21 protein-coding genes are annotated in these 23154 nt (G+C 59.2%); 14 read left to right on the forward strand and 7 right to left on the reverse strand.

Annotation, left to right across the window (positions count from 1 at the left end; translation table 11 throughout):
* Nucleotides 1-13 precede the first annotated feature (13 nt).
* From Mag101_RS00075 to def, 5 genes are all read right to left on the reverse strand, one after another.
* Complete coding sequence (locus Mag101_RS00075) at nucleotides 14-1465, reverse strand: TrkH family potassium uptake protein (RefSeq protein ID WP_077399069.1); 1452 nt, start codon at nucleotides 1463-1465, stop codon at nucleotides 14-16.
* Between the two features lie 17 nt (nucleotides 1466-1482).
* Nucleotides 1483-2868 (reverse strand): Trk system potassium transporter TrkA, encoded by a 1386-nt coding sequence (trkA, locus tag Mag101_RS00080; RefSeq protein WP_077399072.1) that lies wholly within the window; start codon nucleotides 2866-2868, stop codon nucleotides 1483-1485.
* A 260-nt stretch (nucleotides 2869-3128) separates the two neighbouring features.
* A complete protein-coding gene (gene rsmB, locus Mag101_RS00085) occupies nucleotides 3129-4439 on the reverse strand; it encodes a 16S rRNA (cytosine(967)-C(5))-methyltransferase RsmB (protein WP_077399075.1) in 1311 nt (436 codons plus the stop codon).
* Nucleotides 4432-5400 (reverse strand): methionyl-tRNA formyltransferase, encoded by a 969-nt coding sequence (gene fmt / locus Mag101_RS00090; protein WP_077399079.1) that lies wholly within the window; start codon nucleotides 5398-5400, stop codon nucleotides 4432-4434. Before fmt ends, rsmB begins: the two co-directional genes overlap by 8 nt.
* Nucleotides 5401-5592: 192 nt before the next feature.
* Nucleotides 5593-6099, reverse strand: coding sequence for a peptide deformylase (gene def / locus Mag101_RS00095; protein ID WP_077399082.1), 507 nt, complete (start codon nucleotides 6097-6099; stop codon nucleotides 5593-5595).
* Between the two features lie 300 nt (nucleotides 6100-6399).
* Between def and Mag101_RS00100 the strand changes: the two genes are divergently transcribed.
* The 11 genes from Mag101_RS00100 to Mag101_RS00150 all read left to right on the forward strand — a co-directional run bounded on the left by Mag101_RS00100 (nucleotide 6400) and on the right by Mag101_RS00150 (nucleotide 16314).
* Complete coding sequence (locus Mag101_RS00100; protein ID WP_077399085.1) at nucleotides 6400-7467, forward strand: LysM peptidoglycan-binding domain-containing protein; 1068 nt, start codon at nucleotides 6400-6402, stop codon at nucleotides 7465-7467.
* Between the two features lie 107 nt (nucleotides 7468-7574).
* A complete protein-coding gene (dprA, locus tag Mag101_RS00105; protein ID WP_077399088.1) occupies nucleotides 7575-8729 on the forward strand; it encodes a DNA-processing protein DprA in 1155 nt (384 codons plus the stop codon).
* Nucleotides 8730-8786: 57 nt separating this feature from the next.
* The gene (locus Mag101_RS00110; RefSeq protein ID WP_077399091.1) at nucleotides 8787-9953 is read left to right on the forward strand and encodes a PQQ-dependent sugar dehydrogenase; all 1167 of its coding nucleotides are present in this window, start codon (nucleotides 8787-8789) and stop codon (nucleotides 9951-9953) included.
* Nucleotides 9954-10161: 208 nt separating this feature from the next.
* Complete coding sequence (locus Mag101_RS00115) at nucleotides 10162-10788, forward strand: L-threonylcarbamoyladenylate synthase (RefSeq protein WP_198040031.1); 627 nt, start codon at nucleotides 10162-10164, stop codon at nucleotides 10786-10788.
* 48 nt (nucleotides 10789-10836) lie between these two features.
* The gene (hemF, locus tag Mag101_RS00120; RefSeq protein WP_077399094.1) at nucleotides 10837-11742 is read left to right on the forward strand and encodes an oxygen-dependent coproporphyrinogen oxidase; all 906 of its coding nucleotides are present in this window, start codon (nucleotides 10837-10839) and stop codon (nucleotides 11740-11742) included.
* Nucleotides 11743-11795: 53 nt separating this feature from the next.
* A complete protein-coding gene (locus Mag101_RS00125; protein WP_077399097.1) occupies nucleotides 11796-12227 on the forward strand; it encodes a hypothetical protein in 432 nt (143 codons plus the stop codon).
* Between the two features lie 82 nt (nucleotides 12228-12309).
* Nucleotides 12310-13149 carry a shikimate dehydrogenase gene (gene aroE, locus Mag101_RS00130; RefSeq protein WP_077399100.1) on the forward strand — a complete coding sequence of 280 codons (840 nt, stop codon included), beginning with the start codon at nucleotides 12310-12312 and terminating at the stop codon, nucleotides 13147-13149.
* A gap of 451 nt (nucleotides 13150-13600) precedes the next feature.
* Entirely contained in the window at nucleotides 13601-14056 is a 456-nt protein-coding gene (purE, locus tag Mag101_RS00135; RefSeq protein WP_077407937.1) for a 5-(carboxyamino)imidazole ribonucleotide mutase, read from the forward strand.
* An 87-nt stretch (nucleotides 14057-14143) separates the two neighbouring features.
* The gene (locus tag Mag101_RS00140) at nucleotides 14144-15280 is read left to right on the forward strand and encodes a 5-(carboxyamino)imidazole ribonucleotide synthase (protein WP_077399103.1); all 1137 of its coding nucleotides are present in this window, start codon (nucleotides 14144-14146) and stop codon (nucleotides 15278-15280) included.
* A gap of 208 nt (nucleotides 15281-15488) precedes the next feature.
* On the forward strand, nucleotides 15489-15890 hold the full coding sequence (locus tag Mag101_RS00145; protein ID WP_033229933.1) for a hypothetical protein: 402 nt from the start codon (nucleotides 15489-15491) through the stop codon (nucleotides 15888-15890).
* Nucleotides 15891-15924: 34 nt separating this feature from the next.
* The gene (locus Mag101_RS00150) at nucleotides 15925-16314 is read left to right on the forward strand and encodes a c-type cytochrome (RefSeq protein WP_077399108.1); all 390 of its coding nucleotides are present in this window, start codon (nucleotides 15925-15927) and stop codon (nucleotides 16312-16314) included.
* Nucleotides 16315-16401: 87 nt separating this feature from the next.
* Here Mag101_RS00150 and Mag101_RS00155 read toward each other — a convergent pair whose 3' ends face one another.
* Entirely contained in the window at nucleotides 16402-17313 is a 912-nt protein-coding gene (locus Mag101_RS00155) for a dimethylarginine dimethylaminohydrolase family protein (RefSeq protein WP_077399111.1), read from the reverse strand.
* Nucleotides 17314-17509: 196 nt separating this feature from the next.
* Nucleotides 17510-18748: a Zn-dependent hydrolase gene (locus Mag101_RS00160; protein WP_077399113.1), complete on the reverse strand. Its 1239-nt coding sequence runs from the start codon at nucleotides 18746-18748 to the stop codon at nucleotides 17510-17512.
* A 162-nt stretch (nucleotides 18749-18910) separates the two neighbouring features.
* Between Mag101_RS00160 and Mag101_RS00165 the strand changes: the two genes are divergently transcribed.
* The 3 genes from Mag101_RS00165 to Mag101_RS00175 all read left to right on the forward strand — a co-directional run bounded on the left by Mag101_RS00165 (nucleotide 18911) and on the right by Mag101_RS00175 (nucleotide 22987).
* Complete coding sequence (locus Mag101_RS00165; RefSeq protein WP_077399116.1) at nucleotides 18911-19873, forward strand: LysR substrate-binding domain-containing protein; 963 nt, start codon at nucleotides 18911-18913, stop codon at nucleotides 19871-19873.
* 229 nt (nucleotides 19874-20102) lie between these two features.
* Nucleotides 20103-21530, forward strand: coding sequence for an aldehyde dehydrogenase family protein (locus Mag101_RS00170; protein ID WP_077399119.1), 1428 nt, complete (start codon nucleotides 20103-20105; stop codon nucleotides 21528-21530).
* A gap of 53 nt (nucleotides 21531-21583) precedes the next feature.
* Nucleotides 21584-22987 (forward strand): APC family permease, encoded by a 1404-nt coding sequence (locus Mag101_RS00175; RefSeq protein WP_232325077.1) that lies wholly within the window; start codon nucleotides 21584-21586, stop codon nucleotides 22985-22987.
* Nucleotides 22988-23154: the final 167 nt, after the last annotated feature.

Raw genomic sequence — 23154 nt, forward strand, 5'->3', positions numbered from 1 at the left:
GTGTGAAAAGGCGTTAGTGGCGCCAGAAAGCTGGTGTCAGCAGTACCAGCAGCGTAAAGATTTCTAAACGCCCCATCAGCATGGCGAGAATCAGAAAACACTTGGCCACGCCATTGACTTCACCGTAGTGCGAAGCGGCATCGCCCAACGCCGGGCCAATATTACTCAGGCAGGATGCCACGGTGGAAAACGAGGTAACGAAATTTTCGCCCGTCGCCATCACCACAATCGTAAGAATAAAAAACGAAAGAATATAAATCGCGAAAAAACCCCACACGGCATCGGTAACGCGAGTAGGTACGATCTTTTTATTAACCTTGATTGGCACGACGGCATTGGGGTGCACCAGACGACTGAGCTCGCGCAGGCCGGACTTAACGATCAGCATTACCCGCACCGCCTTAATGCCTCCGGACGTGGAGCCCGCGCAGGCACCCATGATCCCCAGCAATAGCAAAATATACGGCAAGAAAGCTGGCCACAGCGCAAAACTCTCTGAAGCAAAACCCGCGGTGGTACCGATAGAGACCACTTGGAAAATACCGTGAAGGAAGCTGTCCTTCATGCTGAAGGTGCCCGAGGTGTACAGGTAACCGATGATAATGATGCTGGAGAAAAAGGTGACCAACACGTAGAAGCGAAATTCCGAATCCTTCCAGTAATGCTTTAGCGTGCGGTTACCCAGTGCGTAAAAGTGCAGGCCAAAGTTAATCGCTGCGGTCAGCATGAAAATAATGGCGATCGCCATAATCGCATTGTTGTTGGCATAGAAGCCCATGCTCGCATCGTGCGTCGAGAAGCCGCCATTCGCCACAGTGGAGAACGCGTGTCCCACGGCGTCGAACGCGGTCATCCCCGCCCACCAGTAGCCAATTCCGCACAGCACGGTGAGCGCGACATAGATAACAATCAGCGCGCGTGCGGTTTCTGCGATACGCGGTGTCAGCTTTGTGTCTTTGACCGGGCCCGGCATTTCCGCCTTGTACAGCTGCATACCACCGATCCCAAGCATCGGCAGAATGGCCAGCGCGATCACAATTACCCCGATACCGCCAAACCACTGCAGTTGCTGGCGGTAATACAAAATTGCCGGCGGCAGGGTGTCAAGGCCGACGATGGTGGTGGCACCAGTTGTGGTCAGCCCGGAAATCGATTCAAAAATGGAATCCACCACATTGAGATCGGGCGCGGGGCTGATAATCAACGGCAGGGCACCGAAGCTACCCAGAATGAGCCAGAACAGCGAGGTGACAACGAAGCCGTCACGGGTGCGCAGGTCTTGTTTGAGGTCGTGCACCGGCAGCCACATCAGCAAGCCGGTGATCAGGGTAATGCCAAAGGCGATGGAAAACGCCACATGGGTGTCGTCGTCGTACCACAGTGACACGCCAATCGGCGGCAACAGGGTAAGGCTGAACACCGTCAGAAGTATGCCGAAGACCCGCGCTATGACTGCTAAACGCATCTAATCGTGTCCCGACGTCAGAAGAAGCTAAAGCCGACCTGGAACAGCTGTTCCACGTGGCGGGTGTGGCGGCGGTCGACGAGGAACACGATTACATGGTCGTCGGTTTCCACCACGATGTTGTCGTGGGCAATCAGTACCTGGCTTTCGCCGTCGCGCTCGCGCACGATGGCGCCGATGCTGGCGCCCTCCGGCAGGTCGATGTCCTCAATTTTCCTGCCCACTACCTTCGAGGTGCGGTTGTCGCCGTGGGCAATCACCTCAATCGCTTCCGCTGCGCCGCGGCGCAGGGAGTGTACGTTTACCATGTCGCCGCGACGCACATGGGTAAGCAGGCTGCCGATGGTATTTTGCTGGGGGGAGATAGCGATATCGATTTCGCCGCCCTGAACCAGGTCCACATAAGCGCGGTTGTTGATCAGTGCCATGACCTTGCGCGCGCCCAGACGCTTCGCCAGCAGTGACGACATGATGTTGGCTTCATCATCGTTGGTGAGCGCCAGGAATACATCGGTATCTTCGATGTTCTCTTCTAGCAGCAGGTCCTGGTCCGAGGCACTGCCGTGCAGAACGATGCTGTTGCTCAATTCTTCCGACAGGAAGATACAGCGCTCGTGGCTCTGCTCGATGATTTTGACCGAATAGCGATTCTCCAGCTTGGTGGCCAGGCGCAGCCCGATATTGCCGCCACCGGCGATGGTGATGCGCTTGTAGCCCTGCTCGAGGCGGCGCAGTTCACTCATGACAGCGCGGATATCCTGCTTCGCGGCAATAAAGAAGACTTCGTCACCGGCTTCGATCACCGTTGAGCCCTGCGGGATGATGGGGCTGTTGCGGCGGTAGATGGCGGCAACGCGGGTGTCGACCTGGGGCATATGCTCGCGCAGGTAGCGCAGCTGATGGCCAACCAGCGGGCCGCCCTGTACTGCACGCACGGCAACCAGCTGTACGCGGCCGTCGGCAAAGTCGAGCACCTGCAGTGCACCGGGGTGCGCGATCAGCCGCGCGATGTATTCGGAAACGATCTGCTCGGGGCTGATCAATACGTCGATGGGGATCGACTCGGTGGAAAACAGCTCCGGATATTGCAGGTAGGCGGACGCGCGCACGCGGGCGATTTTGGTGGGTACACGAAACAACGAGTGTGCGATCTGGCACGCGGCCATGTTGGTTTCGTCGTTGTTGGTGACGGCTACGAGGATGTCGGCGTCTTCGATACCGGCTTCTTGCAGGATATCCGGGTGGGAGGCGTGGCCTTCGACCACGCCGATATCGATCTTGTCGCGGAGCTCGCGCAGGGTCTTCTCGTTGCTGTCCACCAAAACAATGTCGTTGCGCTCTGAGGCGAGACTTTCCGCCAGTGATCCACCGACCTGGCCGGCGCCGAGAATAATGATTTTCATATTATGCGATTGGGCCTGTGTTTTTTGGCCTGTTCCGCGGTACTTGTTCTTAAGTGAGCGCGGTAGCGTCGCAGTACCAGGTGGGGGTCTTCAGGACCACTGTGAACCCATCCATGGGCGTTTCGGCGCAAACCTCCTGTTTGCGACGATCCTGAAGACCCCCACCTGGCACCGCGACTTCAATTCTTACTTATCTACTTCGACACGAGCGAACGCCAGATTCATCGGTCTTATCAGCGCAGAGTTATTGCTTTCTGGACTTAGCTGTCTTGGGCCTTTTCCAGCTTTGCGTAGTAAAATCCATCGCCTGCATGGAGGCCTGGCAGCAACTGCATACCGACGTCCTGCGGCAATCCCCAAGGCTCACCGTGCAACAACTGCGGCGTATTGTCCCTCGCATCCGGTGTCTCCGCAACGAAGCGTGCCACTTGAGCGCTGTTTTCCTCCGGGAGTATGGAACATGTGGCGTAAAGGAGTGTGCCGCCAGGTTTCAAAAGGCGCCACATTGCACGCAGGATTTTACCCTGCAGCTGGGCGAGCTCCTGAATATCTTCCGGGCGCCGCAGTAGCTTGATGTCTGGGTTGCGACGGATCACGCCGGTGGCGGAGCAGGGGGCATCGAGCAGGATGCGGTCGAAGGGTTCGCCGTCCCACCAATGCTCCGGTTCGGCGGCGTCGGCACAGATGATCTGTGCGCCCATGCCCAAGCGCTCGAGGTTTTCGATCACCCGGTCGAGGCGTTCTTCTTCAATATCCAGGGCGCTGAGGTCGAGGTCCGGTTGCAGTTCCAGCAGGTGGCAGGTTTTGCCGCCGGGCGCGGCGCAGGCGTCGAGCACACGCTCACCGGGCTGCGGATCCAGCAACGGCGCGGCGAGTTGTGCGGACTGGTCCTGCACACTGACGAGCCCATCTTCGAAGCCGGGCAGGTGGCTGACCGCTACCGGGCTTTCCAGTATCAGGCCCGCTGCGGAGAAGGCGCAGGGTTCGGCGCCGATGCCGGCATCTTGCAGCTGTTGCAGATAGTCATCGCGGCTAATTTGCGACTGGTTTACCCGCAGGGTCATGGGCGGGTTTTCGTTATTGGCAGTGAAGATGGTGCGCGTATCGGTGCCCCAGGCGCCTTTCACTGCCTGTTGCAGCCATTCCGGATGTGCGGAGCTGAACTGGGGGTTACCGGAGAGCTTGCGAGTGAGCGCTTCCTTATTGCGCAGCGCATTGCGCAGCACACCGTTCACCACACCGGTGGCGTGGCCGAGTTTGATCGCGCGGGCCGCTTCCACGGTGGCGGCAATCGCCGCGTGGTCGGGGATACGCGTGTACTCCAGCTGGTACAGGCCCACCAGCATCAGCGCTTCCAGTTCTTCATCCTTTACCGGCTTGCGCAGCAGTTTGTTGAGCATTAGCTCCAGCCGCGGCGCGAAGCGCGCGGTGCCGTAACACAGTTCGCGCAGCAGCGAACGGTCTTTCTCATCCACCTGCTTTTCTGCCCACGGCAGCAGGCGCTGCAGGGAACCGCGGTCCTGATACAGGCGTGCGATTACCCGCGCCGCCAGGGCTCTAGGGTCATTCATCGGCTGCTCCCAAGGTGATGCCCGCGGCAAACAGGTCGCGGTAACCTTTTAATATCTCCGCCACCGGCAGTGCCTTTTTGCCCGGCAATTGTAGTTGCGTCAGGCGCAGCGCCTCGCGGCCACAGGCAACCAGGATGCCCTCATCGTCGGCGCTGAGAATGGTCCCCGGGGTGTCGTTATGGCAGCCCTGTTCCAGCTTCGCCGCGTAAACCCGCAGTCGCTGTGGCTTGCCCTTGTTGTCCTGAAATTCGGTCCAGCACACCGGGAACGGATTGAAAGCCCGCACCAGGCGTTCCAGTTCTGTCGCCGGGCGGCTCCAGTCCAGGCGTGCTTCTTCTTTAGTAATCTTGCCTGCGTAATTGGCCAGCGCATCGTCCTGAATCTGTGGCTCCGCAGTGCCGCTTTCCAGCATGGCGAGTGCTTCCAGTAGCGCCGGCCCGCCGAGCCCGGCCAGCTTGTCGTGCAGGCTACCGCCGGTTTCGCCTGCGGCAATCGGCGTGCGCGCCTCCACCAGCACTGGCCCGGTATCCAGCCCCGCCTCCATTTGCATAATCGCCACGCCACTTTCCGCGTCGCCGGCTTCCACCGCCCGCTGAATCGGCGCCGCACCGCGCCAGCGCGGCAACAGGGATGCGTGCACGTTCACACAGCCAAGTCGCGGCGTGTCCAGTACCACCTGCGGCAGAATCAAGCCGTAAGCCACCACCACCATCAGTTCCGCGTTCAGCGCCGCCAGCTCCTGTTGCGCCTGCTCATCGCGCAGCGACAGGGGCTGATACACCGGGATCTCGTGTTCCAGTGCCAGCTGCTTCACCGGGCTCGCCAACAGCTTCTTGCCGCGCCCGGCGGGGCGATCCGGCTGGCTGTAGACCGCGATGACGTTGTGATCGCTGTCGAGCAGGGTTTGCAGGTGTACGGCAGCAAAATCGGGCGTGCCGGCAAAAATAATATTGAGGCTCATGGCATTAATTCAGATAAAGAACGGCGGACTACAAAGATAAGTCCGAAAACCGGACGCGAAGTCGGGGTGCCGGGTGAGGGGGTTCAGGATCGTCGCAAACAGGATGTTTGCGCCGAAGCGCCCAGGGATGGGTTCACAGCGGTCCTGAAACCCCTCACCCGGCGCCTCGACGCCACCGGACTAATTCAAGTATTAAGCGCGCTGGCGGTGTGCTTTTTCCAGCTTGGAACGAATACGGTTGCGCTTGAGCGGCGAGATGTAATCCACAAACAGCTTGCCATCGAGATGGTCGATCTCATGCTGGATACATACCGCCAGCAGTCCCTCGGCTTCCAGCGCGTACGCCTCACCGTTGCGATCCAGTGCCTTCAGACGGATCTTGCGCGGGCGCTCTACCTTCTCGTAGAAGCCCGGGACTGACAGACAGCCTTCGTCGTACTTGTGGATTTCCGGATCCAGCACCTCAACCTCAGGGTTGATCAGCACCAGTGGCTCACTCTGATCTTCTGACACATCAATCACCACAATGCGCTCGTGCACATTGATCTGTGTCGCCGCCAGGCCAACGCCTGGCGCCTCATACATGGTTTCGAACATGTCTTCGATCAGCGTGCGGTGATCGTCGGTCACCTCTGCGACAGGCTCTGCAACCTTGCGCAGGCGGGGATCGGGGAATTCAAGGATTTCCAGTTTGGCCATAACACCTGTGACAAACTTCTAGTCTTAGTGGAACTAGCGCTGATAACATAATGATCGCGCTTGAATTTTGCTGAACTGGGGGAGAGTTTTTGCACCCTGGCGAAACCGCCAGCTGGCGCCTTTAGCCCCCACTTTGCCACGTGTGGTTCATATCACGGTTACAACAACCGCAAGTGCAGCCACCGCCGGGCCCAGCGCTGACAGATTATAGCGATATAAAACCTCAGCGATAGCCGTATAAAGAATCAGCAGACTGAATGGCCAATAGCGTTAGCGACAAAAAAGCATAGGAATGCTTCCATGAAAAAAATAATACTGGCCGCCGCCGCAACCCTGCTGGCGACCTTTGGCTTGCATGCACAAGACACGCTGCTGAAGCCTGACCATCCGGACACTTATACCGTCCAGAAGGGCGACACCCTGTGGGATATCTCCGGGCGTTTCCTCTCCTTGCCTTGGTACTGGCCAGAAATCTGGCAGGTGAACCCGCAGGTGGAGAACCCGCACCTGATCTACCCCGGCGACCGCCTCAACCTGGTATACGTTGACGGCCAGCCGCGCCTCGAGCTCGAGCGTGCGCCCACGGCTTACCGATTGAGCCCGGCCAGCAACAACCGCCTTGGCCCCTCCGTGCGTCGCGAGCCCATTGATACCGCGATCCCCGCTATTCCGCTGGACGCTATCAATGCCTTCCTGTCGCGCACCCGCATCGTCGGTCCCAACGCTTTCCGCGGCGTGCCCTACGTAATCTCCGGGCAGGACCAGCGCATCCTCATGGGCGCCGGTGAAAAAGTATACGCCCGAGGTGATTTCCGCGAGCCGCTGCCGTCTTACGGTGTCTACCGCCCGGGCCCGGTTTACGCCGACCCCTACACTGGTGAAGAGCTGGGCCAGCAGGCACTGGATGTCGCCTCAGTTGACCTGCGTCAGCTGGATGTGGACAACGCCAACAGTGAATTCGCCGTGGCCACCTTGGATGTGACCCGCAGCAGCCGCGACATGCGTCTTGAAGACCGCTTGCTGCCGGTAGAAGAGCGCGCGATTGCCGCACTGTTCCAGCCCAGCCCACCGGCAGTACCCGTGGATGGCGTCATTCTCGGTGTGGAAGAGGGTGTAACCCAGGTCGCCAAGTACGACGTGGTTGCCATCAACCGCGGCCTGCGCGAAGGCCTGGAGCCCGGCAATGTGCTGGCGATCTACAAGCGCGGCGCTACCGTGCGCGATCGCATCGCCCGCCAGAATGTGAAACTGCCGGATGAGCGCGCCGGTGTGCTGATGGTATTCCGCAGCTTCGAAAAAATGAGCCTCGGCCTGGTGCTGGAAGCCGAAAAGCCGCTGGCAGTGATGGATCTGGTGCGTAACCCTTAAGATCCTCACCAAGTCTCGTTGAAATAATAGGCTGAAAGGAATCATCGATGAACTCGGCGATTCCTGAGACACAAAAGCTTTACTGAACAATATTTACGGCAAATCGCATGGATGCGTTGACCGCTACTCTCTCTCTGCTTCGGCTGGAGGGCATTGGCCCCAGTTTGTATTGGCAATTGGTGGAGCAATTTGGCTCCGCCGAAGCCGCTCTCCGGCAGCCCGCTACCCAATTTCCCCGCAAACTCCCCGCGCGCGCCCGCTCCCAGCTGGGCGAATACCAGCGCCTGGGCTGCGACAGCGAACTGGCGCAATGGGCACTCGCCGAGCGCCAGCGCTGTGTGGAAAACTGCATCTATCTGCTGCATTGCGATGACGAAAGCTATCCGTCGCTGCTGCGCCAAATCGAACGTCCGCCGCCCGTTCTGTATATCACCGGTGATCCCCTGGCGCTGTCTTTGCCGCAGATCGCCGTGGTGGGCGCGCGCCGTGCCAGTCGCGCCGGTCTCGACAATGCCGAGGCATTTTCCGCGGACCTCGCTGCCGCGGGCTTTGCCATTACCTCTGGGCTGGCCCTTGGGGTCGACGCGATGGCGCACAAGGGGGCACTGCGTGGCGCAGGCAAAACGACCGCTGTGCTGGGCACGGGTGTGGATCGTGTTTACCCGCAGCGCAATGCGGCGCTGGCGGAGCAGATACTGGAGTCGGGGGGCGCGCTGGTAAGTGAAATGCCCCTGGCAACCGCGCCGGAACCGGGCAATTTCCCTCGTCGCAACCGGATTATTTCCGGTTTGAGCCTGGGCATCCTGCTGGTGGAGGCCGCGGTGCGTTCCGGGTCGCTGATCACTGCGCGCCTGGCGCTGGAGCAGAATCGCGAGGTGTTCGCGATTCCCGGCTCCGTGCACAACCCCATGGCTCGCGGCTGTCACCACATGATCAAAAACGGCGCCCATCTGGTGGAGACTAGTGCGGATATTGTGGCCGAATTGGGTGGATTGTTGTCGGGCATGGCGCAGCAGCCATCGCTGTTCGAACAGGTCGCAGACAGCGGCCCGAACCTGCCGCTGGAGCAGCGCAACCTTATTGTCGCTCTCGGCGGCGACCCGCGCAGTATCGAACAGCTCGCCCGCGACACCGGCGGCGATACCGGAGAGCTGATGGCGAGCCTGTTGCACATGGAGCTGGAGGGGCTGGTGGAACAGCTCCCCGGTGGTTATCAGCTTACCGGCAGCGGTGCCAAAGCCCTGGCCGGGCTGGTGGAATAGGCGAAAAGTCGGTACGGTCGCTGCTGACTTTCTCACCAAGCACGGAGTGACTGCCCCATGGGCCTGTTCCAATTCCTCAAGCCTGTAGTTCCTTCCTCTCTTATTTCCCGGCAAGCTGTATCCCGTGCAGTGGCAGCCGCGCTGACGCTGACTGCCGCAAGCGGCGCCTACGCCGCCAAACAAGATGTACAGCTAGACAAGCTGAACCTCCCCGACGGTTTCAAAATTGAGTTGTACGCCGACGACGTGCCGAATGCCCGACACATGGCCCTTGGTGAAAATGGCACCCTATTTGTGGGCTCGCGCCGTGCGGGCAAGGTCTACGCGGTGATCGACAACAATGGCGATCAGAAGGCGGATGAGGTGAAGGTAATCGCCGAAGGGCTCAAGTTGCCCACTGGGGTGGCCTTCAAGGACGGCGATCTGTATGTCAGCGCGGTGACCAGTATTCTGCGCTTTGACGATATCGAGTCCCGTCTCGACAACCCGCCGCAGCCGGTGGTGATTACCGACCAGTTCCCGGACAAGCATCACGGCTGGAAGTACATTGCGTTTGGCCCCGACGGCTGGCTGTATGTACCCATTGGCGCACCGTGCAATATTTGTGAGGAAAAAGATTACGCCAACATCCAGCGCCTCAAGATTGAAGGCGACGAGGTTGTGGCAACCGAAACCTGGGCTGAAGGTGTGCGCAATACGGTAGGTTTTACCTGGCACCCAGAAACCGACGAACTGTGGTTCACCGACAATGGCCGCGACATGCTCGGCGATGACATCCCGCCCTGTGAGCTGAACAAGGCACCGCGCCCCGGTATGCATTTCGGCTATCCCTACTGCCATGGCGATGACATCCTCGACCCTGAATTCGGTGAGGGCAAACAGTGCAGCGACTTTGTGCGCCCGGTACAAAACCTGGGGCCACATGTGGCACCTCTTGGGGTCAAGTTTTACACCGGTGACCAGTTCCCGGCGGAATACAAAAACCAGGTATTGATCGCCGAGCACGGCTCCTGGAACCGCACCAACAAAATCGGCTACCGGGTGACCATGGTCACTTTGAATGACGACGGCGAGGCGACTTCTTACGCGCCGTTTATCGATGGTTGGCTGCAGGGAGAGGAAGCCTGGGGCCGGCCGGTGGATGTACTGGTCATGCCCGATGGTGCCTTATTGGTGTCGGACGACGGTGCCGGCGTTATCTACCGTATTACCTATGAAGGTTGATGCCGGAGCTATTCCGGCTTGGCGCCGTAACCTCGCTGTCACATCAGGCTACCTTGTCTAGGCTGGTAGTATTCGATAAATTGCGGCGCTGCCACCTGACGACCTTCCGACACTGTTTCGCATTGCGGTGCGCACTGAACAGTATCGGCGGTGTCTACCCCGGCGCGCTTGCCGCGTCTTCCGCTTGCTGACCCGAAGAGTCCCAGCCTTGTCAGAGAAAATTACACCCGTTACCGCCTTCGACGACATCACAACTAGCCATGTGCCCAATTTGCCTGGTGCGGGCATCAGCCTGGTTAGTGCCGCGCGCATTATTGCCGCCGGTGGCGTGATTGCCCACCCGACCGAATCGGTGTGGGGCCTCGCCTGTGACCCCAACAATGCGGAGGCGGTGCAGCGCCTGGTGCGCCTGAAAAACCGCCCACTGGAAAAAGGGCTGATCCTGGTATCCGGTGACGTGAACCATTTCTCCGGTTTGTTGCACAATCTCTCCGGCGACCAGCGCGCACGCATCGATGCAACCTGGCCGGGACCGGTTACCTGGCTGGTGCCGCATTTTGACCAGATACCGCCGTGGGTCAGCGGTGTGCACCACAGTGTCGCCCTGCGCCATACCAACCACCCGTTTACCGCGGCACTGTCGCGGGCGTTTGGTGGCCCAATTGTGTCGACGTCTGCCAACCCGGCAGGCTGTCAGCCCGCGCGCCACAAATTCCAGGTGCTGCGCTACTTTGGCGACGGACTGGATTTTATTGGCGGCGGCAGCACCGGTGGGCGCGCGTCTCCCAGTGAAATTCGCGACGCTTCCAGCGGTCGCATTGTGCGCGCGGGATAATCCCGAAAGAAATTCTTATTACCAGCGAAATCAAATCGTGAGCATTGCATGAGTAGCATCGACATTCAGGCCGTCAAAAAATATCTGCTGGACCTGCAAGACCGCATTTGTGCGGAACTTGTGGCGGTGGACGGACAGGAGTTTTTTGAGGATGCCTGGGAGCGCGAGGGCGGCGGCGGTGGTCGCACCCGGGTGCTGGAAAATGGCAATGTAATCGAAAAAGGCGGGGTCAATTTTTCCCATGTGCACGGTGACAAGTTGCCGCCATCGGCCACCGCGGCACGCCCGGAACTTGCCGGCCGCTCGTTCGAGGCGATGGGTGTGAGCCTGGTGATTCACCCGCGCAATCCCTATGCCCCTACCAGCCATGCCAATGTGCGCATGTTCGTGGCGCAAAAAGAAGGCGCGGACCCGGTTTGGTGGTTTGGTGGCGGCTTTGACCTGACCCCTTACTACGGTTTTGAAGAAGACGTTGTGCACTGGCACCAGACCGCGAAGGACGCTTGTGCGCCCTTCGGTGAGGATATTTACCCGCGCTTTAAAAAATGGTGCGACGAATATTTTTATCTGAAGCACCGCAAGGAAGCGCGCGGTGTAGGCGGCCTGTTCTTTGATGACTTCAGTGAAGGCGGATTCGACAATGCATTCGCCTTTATGCAGGCAGTGGGTAACGCTTACCTGGATGCGTATCTACCGATCCTGAAACAGCGCAAGGACACCCCGTATGGCGAGCGCGAGCGCGACTTCCAGCTGTACCGCCGCGGCCGCTATGTGGAATTCAACCTGGTATTTGACCGCGGCACCCTGTTCGGCCTGCAAAGCGGTGGCCGCACAGAATCCATTCTGATGTCGCTGCCGTCCGAGGTGCGCTGGCGCTATGACTGGCACCCGGAAGAGGGCAGTTCTGAAGCGAAGCTGTATACCGACTTCCTGCCACATCGGGACTGGATATAAAACGCATTGCCGAAGTCATAAGTTGTGGAGCTGCTGTAAAAAGAGGTAACGATATGCACAAGGCTCGTCTCGAAGACATCAATAAATTGTTTCTCGAATACCGCCGGTTGTTTGAGGCGCGCGACGCAGAGCAGATCGCGGATTTTTATCGCTTCCCACTGCACTATCACTTCTCCGATGGCAAAAAATCACAGCTGGACCGGGCCTATTTTATTGGTCGAGTGGAAAAGCTGCTGAAGCTCTATCAGAAACTGGGCGTAACCCAGATAGTCGGTGCTGTGACCGATGTGATCGAGTTGAACGAAAACGCCAGTCTTGCCACGCTCAATTGGATACTGCTAGACGCTCGTGGTGAAAAGCCACAGCAGGTATACAGCGCCATCACCCGCTATCTGGTGAGTGAATACCAGGGCGAATTGAAAATCGATAGCCTGATCGGCGTCGACGAAACCGTACAAGTGCGCAAGGCGCTGCGCGCCCTGTAATTCCGCACATTGTTGCGACGAACATAGTAACGATACGTACCGTAAAGCAAGCGCAATACAATAAACGAGATTCAGATTATTTATGGATAAATACGCGGTCATCGGAAATCCCATCAAGCAGTCCATGTCGCCGGTGATTCACAGCGCCTTTGCCACGGAAACCAGCCAGGATCTCGAGTACGGGAAACTGTTTGCCGAAGTCGATGACTTCAAACCGGTGGTGGACGAATTTTTTGCCGCCGGCGCCCGCGGGCTGAACGTAACCGCTCCCTTCAAACTGGACGCATTTCAGTATGCCGACTGCCTGACCGAACGCGCGCGCAGTGCGGGTGCGGTAAATACCCTGGCGCTGCAGGAAGATGGTCGCCTGCTGGGCGACAATACCGACGGCCCGGGTTTGGTATCGGATATTCGTGACAACCTCGGCTGGCAGATTCGCGGTAAAAAATTGCTGGTGCTGGGTGCCGGTGGCGCTACCCGCGGCACCCTGTTGCCTCTGCTCAACGAACAGCCCGCACGGCTGCACATTGCCAATCGCACCGTATCCAAGGCGCACCAGTTGGCGGAAGATTTTCAACGTTTCGGCAGTGTGACCGCCGGAGGACTGGAAGATATCCCCGCGGGTTTTGACCTGATTATCAATGCCAGCGCGGCAGGCTTAAGTGGCGAGCGCCCGCATATTGATGCGTCGGTGGTTGGTCCCGACTGCTGTGTTTACGACATGGTGTACGGTGCCGAACCAACGCCGTTTATGCGCTGGGCGGAACCGCTGGGCGCCCGCACCGCGGATGGCCTGGGCATGCTGGTGGGCCAGGCGGCCGAGGCATTCCACCTGTGGCGGGGCGTGCGCCCATCCGAGGCCCCGGTGCAGGCGATGTTACGTGAAGCCCTGCGCAAAAAACTCGGTGCGGCAGCCGACTGAGGGCTGGCCCTTTCCGCACCTCTATATCCGCTTTATCACTTCCACCAGATATCCGTTTCATCACTTCCACCAGATATCCGTTTCATCACTTCCACCAGGTGGGCACTTTCGGGCGATGAGCAGGTGTTGTGACCGTCTCGCCACACTATCTTTTGGGGTTCCGGTGGTGCAAGCGCGACCACGGGAGCCTGAAAAGCCATCTTTTCCGGCTAGATAGCGCCGATACCGCGATGAAACCCGTGGGAAAACGCCGTATAGCGTACTTTTGCGGCCAATTTTTGCTATCCTCTCGCCCCTAAAATTTTCGGGTCGGGTGGGCGCACTCTCGAAAGCGTGACCAGCAAGACCCTGTTTTTCCCCGGTACCGCCAGTGAACAACAGAGCTGTGGTGCCCGCGAACACTGGAGTTATCCCCGTGAATCAGCTGCCGTTTGAAAAAGTCACCATTGTGATGGGCTCGCAGTCCGACTGGCCGACCATGGAAATGGCTACCAAGCCGCTCACCGAGCTGGGTGTGCCCTTTGCAACGGCCGTCGTTTCTGCGCACCGCACGCCGCAGCGTATGGTGGAGTTCGCCTCCACCGCGCACGAGCGCGGTACCCAGGTGATCATCGCCGGTGCCGGTGGCTCTGCGCACCTGCCGGGAATGATTGCGGCCATGACCCCGCTGCCGGTAATCGGCGTGCCGGTGGCGAGCAAGTTTATGACCGGTATGGATAGCCTGCTGTCTATCGTGCAGATGCCCAAGGGTGTGGCCGTGGCCACCCAGGCGGTGGGCGCATCCGGCGCATACAACGCTGGCCTGATGGCGGCACAGATGCTGTCGCTGACCGACCCAGAGCTGCAGCAGCGCCTGATCGCCTGGCGTGAAAAGCAGAGCGCCGGCGTGCCGTTTGAAGTTGAATAAGCCGGTTTTCCGATTCATTCGATTTGTTGACCAGCTAGGTTTTTGAAGAGTGCGACAAGCACTGAAGGTTTACGAGGTATCGCGGAAATGACATCCAGCCAAGAGCAATCTGCACAGCGTCGTGTCGGTATTGTCGGCTGCGGCCAATTGGCGCAGATGATGGCCCAGGAAGCCCGCCCATTGGGAATCGAGTTCAGCTTCCTTGCTGAGGGTGGTGAGAACACGACCTGTGTGGAAGGTCTCGGTACCATTGTGCACGCCAGCGAAGGCGCTGACATCGAAGAACTGTACAAGGCGATGGGCAGCCCCGAGGTGATTACCGCTGAGCGCGAAAGTGTCGACGTTGGCCTGCTGCGCGCGCTGGAAAAATTCTGCCCGGTGTACCCGCGCCCGGATGCCTTCGAGAAGACCCAGCACCGTGTGCGTGAAAAAACCGCGATCAACGATGCCGGCCTGCCGGTGGCGCCCTTCCGCCCAGCCAACAATTACGATGAAATCTGTGCGGCGGTCAAAGAGCTGGGCTACCCGTCCTTTATCAAAAGTTGTGAGCACGGTTACGACGGTAAAAACCAGTGGCGTGTGAACAGCGACGCAGACCTCGCCGCAATCGCCGACCAGGTGCCGGCGCAGGAATACGTGGTGGAAAAGGGCATCAACTTTTCCCGCGAAGTTTCCCTGATCGGTGCGCGTACTGCCGATGGCAAGGTGGTCACTTATCCGCTGGCGGAAAACGATCACTACAACGGCACCCTGTTAGTATCCACCGCACCGGCGCCGCATGTGGATGAGAAGCTGCAAACCACTGCACAAGAATACCTGTCCACCCTGATGAACGCCTGGGACTATGTCGGTGTGCTGGCGATGGAGTGCTTCGTCAGTGACGACGGCCTGCTGATTAACGAGCTGGCACCGCGCGTCCACAACAGCGGCCATTGGACTTTGGCCGGCGCCAAAACCAGCCAGTTCGCCAACCATGTGCGCGCAATTCTCGGCATGCCGTTGGGCGAGACCGGCTGCGACCGCGTGGCAGTCATGATCAATATGTTGGGTGTGGACAAGAAGCCGGCGTTGCAGAACGAAGGTGTCTGGTCTTACGGCAAGGAGCTGCGTCCGGGCCGCAAGATGGGCCACGTGATTCTGCTGGATGATACCCAGGATGCTCTGGCTGCGCGTATCGACAGCATGCTGGAAGAGCTGTACGGGCCGAGCAAGCGCCCCGCGTAGGTTATTCCTCGGTGGCGGTATTCTACCGCCACCTTTTTACCCCGCTCTTCTTTACCGCATCGCTCTTTACCCCGCCCCAAAAGAACTCGCCCTCGCGGCTGCTAAACTTCCAACCGGTTTCGATTCTTTTCCCTCAGTTCTGGCATACTCCTTCTATTCACCCGCACAGTTTGCAAGCGGGGATAAGAAGAATTTGAGGGAACTGTTCGTGCGAGAATTTATTAAAAACCTATCCATCTGTTTTGCCGCCGGTGGTGTTGCGGGCCTGTGCTATGCGCTGGGCTTGTGGGCGCTGGGGCACTACGGAATAACCCGGGCGCTGTCTGTGGATATCGCGCCGCACCTGTCCAATGCTTACCTTTACCAGCGTGTTGTCTGGGGTGGTATTTGTGGATTGATTTTCATGCTGCCATGGCGCAAAAGCTGGATTACCCGTGGATTTCTGCTATCCCTGATACCTGCGGGCATTTTGCTGCTGGTATTGCTGCCCATGCGCGGACTGGGTGTGGGTGCACTGGCATTGGGTACCTTGACGCCGCTGGTGATCATCCTGGCCTGTGCTGCAGGTGGCATCGCCGGCTCCGGATGGCTGCGCGCGCAGGGGAAATAAGCTCGCACAATTTACTGGCAATAGGGCACATCGTATGAAACGCACACTATCTATCGGCATACTGCTCGCAACTTTTTCCCTTGGAGCCGTTGCTTCAGAGCAGGAGACCCGCGACCTGATTGGACTGGGTGCGCTTACCTTTGCCGACAATTGCAAAAAGTGCCATAAGATTGACGGCTATGGCGAGGAGGCGTTGTACCCATCTCTGCGCAATCCCGCATTGCTGGCAAATAAACCGCTGCTGATCGAGACAGTATTGCACGGGCGCTCGGCACCGCGCCGCAATGGCGGTGAAGAGGATCTGATGCCGCCACTGGAGTTTCTGACGGACCGCGAAATTTCGGCGATCATTGCGTTTATTACTAATACCTGGGGCGATGAGGTAATAGTGGTGAGTGAAGAGGAAGTTAAGGCGGCGCGCTGAATCGGCTGCGAGCCTTGGTGTGGGACGAGAAATTTTCCTGCAATGAAAAAGGTCGGCCTATGGCCGACCTTTTTTGTACAAGCCTGCTTAGGCGGGCTTTCTCGCCAGTGGCTGACACATGCAGTGCACGCCACCGCCGCCGGCAGTAATCATGGAGATATCCGGGTCGATCACCTGCAGGCCGTGGGCACGGCATTTTTCTTTCAGTTCGGTATTGTCGGCGGGCAGCATTACGCGGTCGTTGCCGAGCGCTACCACGTTGACGCCAAGCTCCATTACCTGCGGGTAGGAGATGTCGATAATTTCAAAGTTGCGGTCCTTGAACCACTGCACCAGTTCCGGCTCAACCGCGTCCACACATACGGCGACGAGTTTTTCCGCGAGTGCGGCTACGAGAACATCCAGGTGCAGGAAGTAGGGGTCGAACTGGTAGCCTTTTACTTCCCAGCCTTCTTTTTCGATCCAGCTCTTCATCTGGTTGAAGCCCTGGGGTGAGGTGCGCTCGCCGCTATAGCCACACAGGATGACCCCCGGCTCCAGCACCATAAAGTCGCCGCCCTCGAGGCTACCGGCGGTGATGATGTCGTAAATGGGGATGTCGAGTTTCTGGTAGGTCTTCACGACGTCGACCCATTCGCCGCGGCGCCACGGGGAATACATCTGGGTAACAATCGGGCCCCACGGCGTCATGACGCTGCTGTCGCGGGCGTACAGCTGGTAGGGGAGGTTGCCGTCTGCCGGCAGCAGGTGGGTGTTAACACCGGCCTGTTTGTAGGCGTCGAGCATTTCCTGGTGCTGGCGCTTGGCGACGGTGGCATCGAATTCGCGGCCGAGGCGCACGGAGCGGCGGGAGGCGGCGTTGCCCATCTGCCAGGTGTAGTGGTCGATGGGGCCTACCAGCAGGTCAGTCAGTACGCCGTATTCGGAGTCGATGCCCCAGCGCTTGAGGGCCTCGGTGTTGCCGTTGTCTTTGCGGTGTTTGTAAGTAAATTCTGTCATTTCGTTAACTCTCGTGTTCGTTCGAGGTTCGAGGAATCACTCGGCTAGTTTTGTGGCGTCGCCACTGCCGGTGACTCTTTGCGCGACACGCCGTAAACCCATCCCTGGGGGCTCGGCTGCGGCCGTCCTGGCCGCAGACGGTCGCGCAAAGAGTCACCGGCAGCGGCGCCTTCAATTCTTAGTTTTCAGTATTCGATCAACCGGCCATCTTCAGCATTGCGTGCAGCAGTACATTCGCGCCCGCTTCCAGATCCTTCGGCTCCGCATTCTCCGCTTCGTTGTGGCTCAAGCCTTTTTCGCAGGGCACGAAGATCATGCTGGTGGGCGCGACGCGGGAGATGTACACGGAGTCGTGACCGGCACCGGAAACCATCTCTTTGTTGCTGTAGCCGAGGTCGGCAACGGAAGTGCGCACGGCTTCGACACAGTTCTTGTCGAAGGCGACGGCGGGGGAGCGCCATTCGTCACGGATGTCGTGTTCCAGTCCGGTTTCCTCGGCGACGGTAGCGGCGATTTCGCGGAAGCGCTGGTCCATGGAATTGAGCACTTGCTGGTCCGGGTGGCGCAGATCGACGGCGAGAACGAGTTTCTCTGGCACGGTGTTGCGACTGCCAGGCTCGACGCGGATATCACCGAAGGTGGCACGGGCCCAGGGGCCGTGCTCTGCGGCGAGTTTGTACAGCTGGTCGAGGATTTTGTGCAGGCCCATAAACGGGTCGCGGCGGATTTCCATGGGGCTGGGGCCGGCGTGGCAGGGCTGGCCGATCAGGGTGAGGTCGTACCAGTTCATGCCCTGCACGCCGCTCAGTACGCCGATTTGTTTTTCTTCGGCTTCCAGAATTGGGCCCTGTTCGATATGCACTTCAAAGGCGGCGGCCAGCGGGCGCGGCTTGGCGGGGGCTTCGCCCTTGTAGCCGATGCGCGCGAGTTCGTTGCCGAAGGTTTTACCTTCCTTGTCGGCGCGGGCGTAGGCGTAGTCGAGGTCGAATTCGCCGGCCCACACACCGGAGCCGATCATGGCGGGGGAGAAGCGGGCGCCTTCTTCATTGGTCCACACGGCGACTTCCAGCGGTGCTTCGGTTGCGATGCCAGCGTCGTTGAGCGCGCGCACCACTTCCAGGCCGGCGAGCACGCCGTAGACACCATCGAACTTGCCACCGGTGGGCTGGGTGTCCAGGTGGGAGCCGGTGAGTACTGCGGGTAGCTCCGGGGTGTTGCCCGGACGGCGCGCGAAGATGTTGCCCATTTCGTCCACGGAGACGGAACAGCCGGCGTCTTCACACCATTTTACGAAGAGGTCGCGACCCTGTTTATCGAGGTCGGTAAGGGCCTGGCGGTTGCAACCGCCTTTGTCGGTGGCGCCAATCTGCGCCATCTTCATCAGGGAGTCCCACAGGCGCTGGCCGTTGATGCGCACTTGGCTGGTGTCAGTCATGGAGTCGATCCGCACTTTTATTGTTTGGGGGGATGTATAGGGTTTAGCACAAGTCTATGGTTTGTTTTTGTGAACACAATTAACTATTAATTGCCGCTTTGGTATCTTTTTGGCACCAAGTCTAGGCAAACCCCAGGGGCGGGGATATTTCCGAGGTAAACCATGGCAGCAGAGCTGAGAAACCTGTCGCTCACATCATTGCGCAGCTTCTACGCGGTGGGCCGCCACTGCCATTTGCGGCGAGCGGCGGAGGAGTTGCACGTGTCGCACCCGGCGCTCAGCCGGCAGATCCGTGAGCTGGAGGAGCGGCTGGGCACCGCGCTGTTCCTGCGCAGCGGCAATCGCCTGTCGCTGACCGCGGCGGGCAAGCGCTTGCACCGCTCGGTTGCCGATGCGTTTGGGCGGCTGGAACAGGGCCTGCTGACGCTGGATCCGGACAACCTCGCCGGCGAGGTGGTGATTGCGGCCACCGCCACCATTGCCTCCCGTTGGCTGCTGCGGATTCTCGCCGAGGTGCAGCAGCGCTATCCCGAGATCCGTCTGCGCCTGACCACCATTGAGCCGCGCGCGGCAAGACTCGATGAGGAGGCGGATATAGCCATCTGCCTCGGTGAGCCCGATGCGCCGGGACGCCAGGTTACGCCGTTATATCAGGAGCACTATTTGCCGGTGGCGAGCCCGCAACTGCTGCAGGCGCACGGTCGCGCACTGCGCCCGGCGGACCTGTTGAAGCTGCCGTTGTTGCACGACCGCCAGCAGCAATGGCGCGGCTGGTTCACTGCGCAGGGTGTGGAGTACACCCCGGCGATCCAGGGCGTCACCGTGGATTACGCCTACCAGGCCATCGAGGCGGCGCGCCTGGGTATGGGCGTGGCGCTGGCGGATCGCCTGGAAGTGAGCGAAGACCTCACCAGCGGGCGCCTGGCGACGGTGATCGAGCGCCCCTATACCATCGGCCAGTTTCTGTATCTGGTGAGTGACCACCACGGCGCCATGCACGATCGCGCGCGCCTGGTACTGGAAAGCGTGTTCCAGTGGTTGGAGACGCGCGGCGCGGCACTGGCCACACAGGCACAAGCCCTGCAGCAGGCGCTATCGCCCGCGGCAAAAAATGCAGATAGCTGACCGCCAACCCGCTAACTTTCCTCATTTTTTACGATTTGCTCTGCTCCACCCACAAGGCTTGGTATCACCTGTTCAGGTGATACAGGCCCGCATGCCCTTGGCGCATACTGAATAATCCTTCAAATAACACAAACAATTGCGCAGTTTGTCCGCCCTGCGGACCTGATGCTCTCGCTTGCGGCCTGGACAGGCACAAGCGACGCGCAGCCGAGCAAGCGAGCCGAAAACGATGCAACACCACAATAAGCTCTACATCGATGGCAACTGGGTGGAATCGACTTCCGACGACTGGCTGGAAGTGATCAACCCCGCAACCGAGTCTGTTATCTCCCGCGTGCCTGCCGGCAGTAGCGACGACGTGGATCGAGCGGTACAGGCCGCGTCCCGCGCATTTGATGCCTGGGCCAGTACCCCGGCCGCCGAGCGCCGCGCACTGTTGCTGCGCGCCGCCGACCTGATGCAGGCGCGCGAGCAGGAACTGATTGCGGCGGTATCCGCCAGCATGGGCTGCCCCCAGCACATCGCCGGCTGGTTGCAGGTGGAGGGCCCCATCGAGGCCATGCGCCTGTTCGCCGATCAGGTCGGAATTACCGAAGAAACCGAAGAGCTCGGCCACTCGCTGGTATGGCGTGAAGCCGTTGGTGTGTGCGGGTTTATCAATCCATGGAATTACCCGTTGCACCAGTTTGTCGGCAAGGTGGGCGCAGCGCTCGCTGCCGGCTGCACCATGGTGGTCAAACCTTCCGAGCAGACACCGCTGCAGGATTACCTGATGGCGGAAATTTTTCACGAAGCCGGCCTGCCGGCGGGCGTTTTCAACTTGGTGCCGGGACGCGGCACAGAGGTAGGCCGCGCCCTGTGCGAGCACCCGCTGGTGGACATGATGTCGTTTACCGGCTCCACCCGCGCCGGCATCGAAATTGCCAAGGCCTGTGCGCCGACGGTCAAGCGTGTCACCCAGGAGCTGGGTGGCAAATCCCCCTATATCGTTACCGCGGATTGCGACTTAACCGCGGCGGTGCGCTACGGCGTCGATGACGTGATGATCAACAGCGGTCAGACCTGCACCGCACTCACCCGTATGCTGGTGCCCCGCAGTCGTATCGGCGAGGCGCTGGACATTGTGCGCACGCGCGTCGCCGAGATCGAAGTGGGTATGGGTGAATCTGCGTTTATGGGCCCGGTTTCCTCCCGGCGCCAGTGGCAGCAGGTTCAGGACTATATTCAGATTGGCATGGACGAGGGCGCAACACCGGTGTGCGGTGGCCTCGGCAAACCGCAAGGGCTGGAGCAGGGCTATTTTGCGCGGCCAACCGTTTTTGCAGGTGTCACCAATGACATGCGCATCGCGCGCGAGGAAATTTTCGGCCCGGTGCTGTGCATCATCGCCTACGATGACCTGGAGCAGGCGGTGGCAATCGCCAACGATACGCCCTACGGATTGTCTTCCGGCGTGTTCGCCAAAGACAACACCGCAGCGCTGGCCATTGCGCGACGTATTCGCGCGGGGCTGTGCTTTGTTAATGGCGGCGAGTTCAATTACCAGGCGCCGTTTGGGGGCTTCAAACAAAGCGGTAATGGCCGCGAGTTCTCCCACCATGGTGTCGAAGAGTTTACCGAAATCAAATCCGCACAACTGGCTGTGCATGCAAGCTAAGGCACACTCCGGCAAACACTGAACAACAACATAAAACACGCGGGAGAATCTCCGTGACAGAAGTAGCCGTCAAAAAGAATCTTGGTAAGCGGGACATGATCCTGTTTACCGTGTCTGCCATTTTGCTGGTGGATACCCTCGCCGCCACCGCCGCCATCGGTACCTCGAGTATTTTCTGGTGGTTGTTCCTGGGTGTGTTTTTCTTTGTGCCTTTTGCCCTGGTATCTGCCGAGCTGGGCTGCGCCTACCCGGAGAAAGGCGGTATTTACGCCTGGGTACGCGATGCCTTTGGCGGTCGCTGGGCGTCGCGGGTGAGCTGGAGCTACTGGGTCAATGTAGCGATCTGGATGCCGGCGATCTTTATTTTGTTTGCCGGCGTGGCCAAGCAATTGTTCTGGCCGGATATGACTGTCACCGCGCAGATTGTAATGGGCGTGGTACTGACCTGGATTGCCGTCGCCGCCAACGTGGTCACCCTCAACGTCGGTAAGTGGGTGCCAAACATCGGCGCGATTTTTAAAATACTGATCTTTGTTGCGATCATTGTCGGCGCCGGGTTTTACGCGGCGGAAAACGGCCTCGCCAATCCGATCACTCTGGACAGCATCAAACCGAACCTGAGTGACAGCCTGCAATATATTCCCGCGATCATTTACGGCATGCTCGGTTTTGAATTGATCAGCGCCAGTAGTGATGAAATGCGCAACCCCAAGCGCGATGTGCCGCGTTCCATTCTGATTTCCGGTGCCATTATTCTTGCACTGTACACCCTCGGCACCATGGCAATCCTCGCGGCCATTCCCTCACAGGATATCGACCTGGTCGAGGGGCTGGTGGACACGCTGCGCCTGTTCTTCGCGCCGCTGCCGTTTGGCGATGCGCTGGTGATGGCACTGGGCATTGCCGCGCTGTATACCTTTTTCTCCAACGGCGTTACCTGGGCTATTGGCGGTAACCGCGCGGCGGCGGAAGCAGCCGAAGAGGGCGAACTGCCGCGTGCCTTTGCAATAAAAAGCGTTACCCGCAATACGCCGGTGGGCGCTGCAATTCTGATGGGCGTGATGAGTACTGTGATTCTGGTGCTGTACGGTTTTCTGGTGGATTCGAATGAAGATCTGTTCTGGTCGCTGTTCGCATTTAGCGGGGTCATTTTCCTGTTGCCCTACGTCGGTATGTTCCTGGCGTTTTTGAAAATGCGCCGCGTGGATAGTGAGCGCGAACGTCCTTTCCGTGTGCCCGGCAACCGCCTGTTTGTGCGCGCACTGACACTGTTCTGCGTGGCGATCCTTGCCGGCAGTATCTTCCTGTTTATTTACACTCCCGGTGAGGGCGTGCAGTGGCCGGTGTTGATTGGTTCCTTCGTGACCCTGCTGCTCGGTGAACTGGCGATCTTGTGGGCGGAAAAACAGGGGCGCGGTCAGCCGCCGGTGACCCCGGCAATGCGCGCAATGCTGTAACCCGCAAGCGTTTCCGTTAGCTGAAAAATTAGCCGCAAAATGCAGCACAAAAACCCGCTTTTTGCGGGTTTTTGTGCTTGTTGTGCCGTGTCCGATGATCCCTCCCGCACCTCACCCGTTGGGGTGATAGCCGAATAGTTGTTCGGTTTTTATAGTCTCCCTCAACA

The sequence above is a fragment of the Microbulbifer agarilyticus genome (assembly GCF_001999945.1).
Taxonomy (GTDB): domain Bacteria; phylum Pseudomonadota; class Gammaproteobacteria; order Pseudomonadales; family Cellvibrionaceae; genus Microbulbifer; species Microbulbifer agarilyticus_A.

Excerpts from the sequence above, each read along its gene's own strand:
- Mag101_RS00075 (WP_077399069.1), bottom strand. The coding sequence starts at position 1,465 with ATGCGTTTAGCAGTCATAGCGCGGGTCTTCGGCATACTTCTGACGGTG.
- trkA (WP_077399072.1), bottom strand. The coding sequence starts at position 2,868 with ATGAAAATCATTATTCTCGGCGCCGGCCAGGTCGGTGGATCACTGGCG.
- rsmB (WP_077399075.1), bottom strand. The coding sequence starts at position 4,439 with ATGAATGACCCTAGAGCCCTGGCGGCGCGGGTAATCGCACGCCTGTAT.
- fmt (WP_077399079.1), bottom strand. The coding sequence starts at position 5,400 with ATGAGCCTCAATATTATTTTTGCCGGCACGCCCGATTTTGCTGCCGTA.
- def (WP_077399082.1), bottom strand. The coding sequence starts at position 6,099 with ATGGCCAAACTGGAAATCCTTGAATTCCCCGATCCCCGCCTGCGCAAG.
- Mag101_RS00100 (WP_077399085.1), top strand. The coding sequence starts at position 6,400 with ATGAAAAAAATAATACTGGCCGCCGCCGCAACCCTGCTGGCGACCTTT.
- dprA (WP_077399088.1), top strand. The coding sequence starts at position 7,575 with ATGGATGCGTTGACCGCTACTCTCTCTCTGCTTCGGCTGGAGGGCATT.
- Mag101_RS00110 (WP_077399091.1), top strand. The coding sequence starts at position 8,787 with ATGGGCCTGTTCCAATTCCTCAAGCCTGTAGTTCCTTCCTCTCTTATT.
- hemF (WP_077399094.1), top strand. The coding sequence starts at position 10,837 with ATGAGTAGCATCGACATTCAGGCCGTCAAAAAATATCTGCTGGACCTG.
- Mag101_RS00125 (WP_077399097.1), top strand. The coding sequence starts at position 11,796 with ATGCACAAGGCTCGTCTCGAAGACATCAATAAATTGTTTCTCGAATAC.
- aroE (WP_077399100.1), top strand. The coding sequence starts at position 12,310 with ATGGATAAATACGCGGTCATCGGAAATCCCATCAAGCAGTCCATGTCG.
- purE (WP_077407937.1), top strand. The coding sequence starts at position 13,601 with ATGGGCTCGCAGTCCGACTGGCCGACCATGGAAATGGCTACCAAGCCG.
- Mag101_RS00140 (WP_077399103.1), top strand. The coding sequence starts at position 14,144 with ATGACATCCAGCCAAGAGCAATCTGCACAGCGTCGTGTCGGTATTGTC.
- Mag101_RS00150 (WP_077399108.1), top strand. The coding sequence starts at position 15,925 with ATGAAACGCACACTATCTATCGGCATACTGCTCGCAACTTTTTCCCTT.
- Mag101_RS00155 (WP_077399111.1), bottom strand. The coding sequence starts at position 17,313 with ATGACAGAATTTACTTACAAACACCGCAAAGACAACGGCAACACCGAG.
- Mag101_RS00160 (WP_077399113.1), bottom strand. The coding sequence starts at position 18,748 with ATGACTGACACCAGCCAAGTGCGCATCAACGGCCAGCGCCTGTGGGAC.
- Mag101_RS00165 (WP_077399116.1), top strand. The coding sequence starts at position 18,911 with ATGGCAGCAGAGCTGAGAAACCTGTCGCTCACATCATTGCGCAGCTTC.
- Mag101_RS00170 (WP_077399119.1), top strand. The coding sequence starts at position 20,103 with ATGCAACACCACAATAAGCTCTACATCGATGGCAACTGGGTGGAATCG.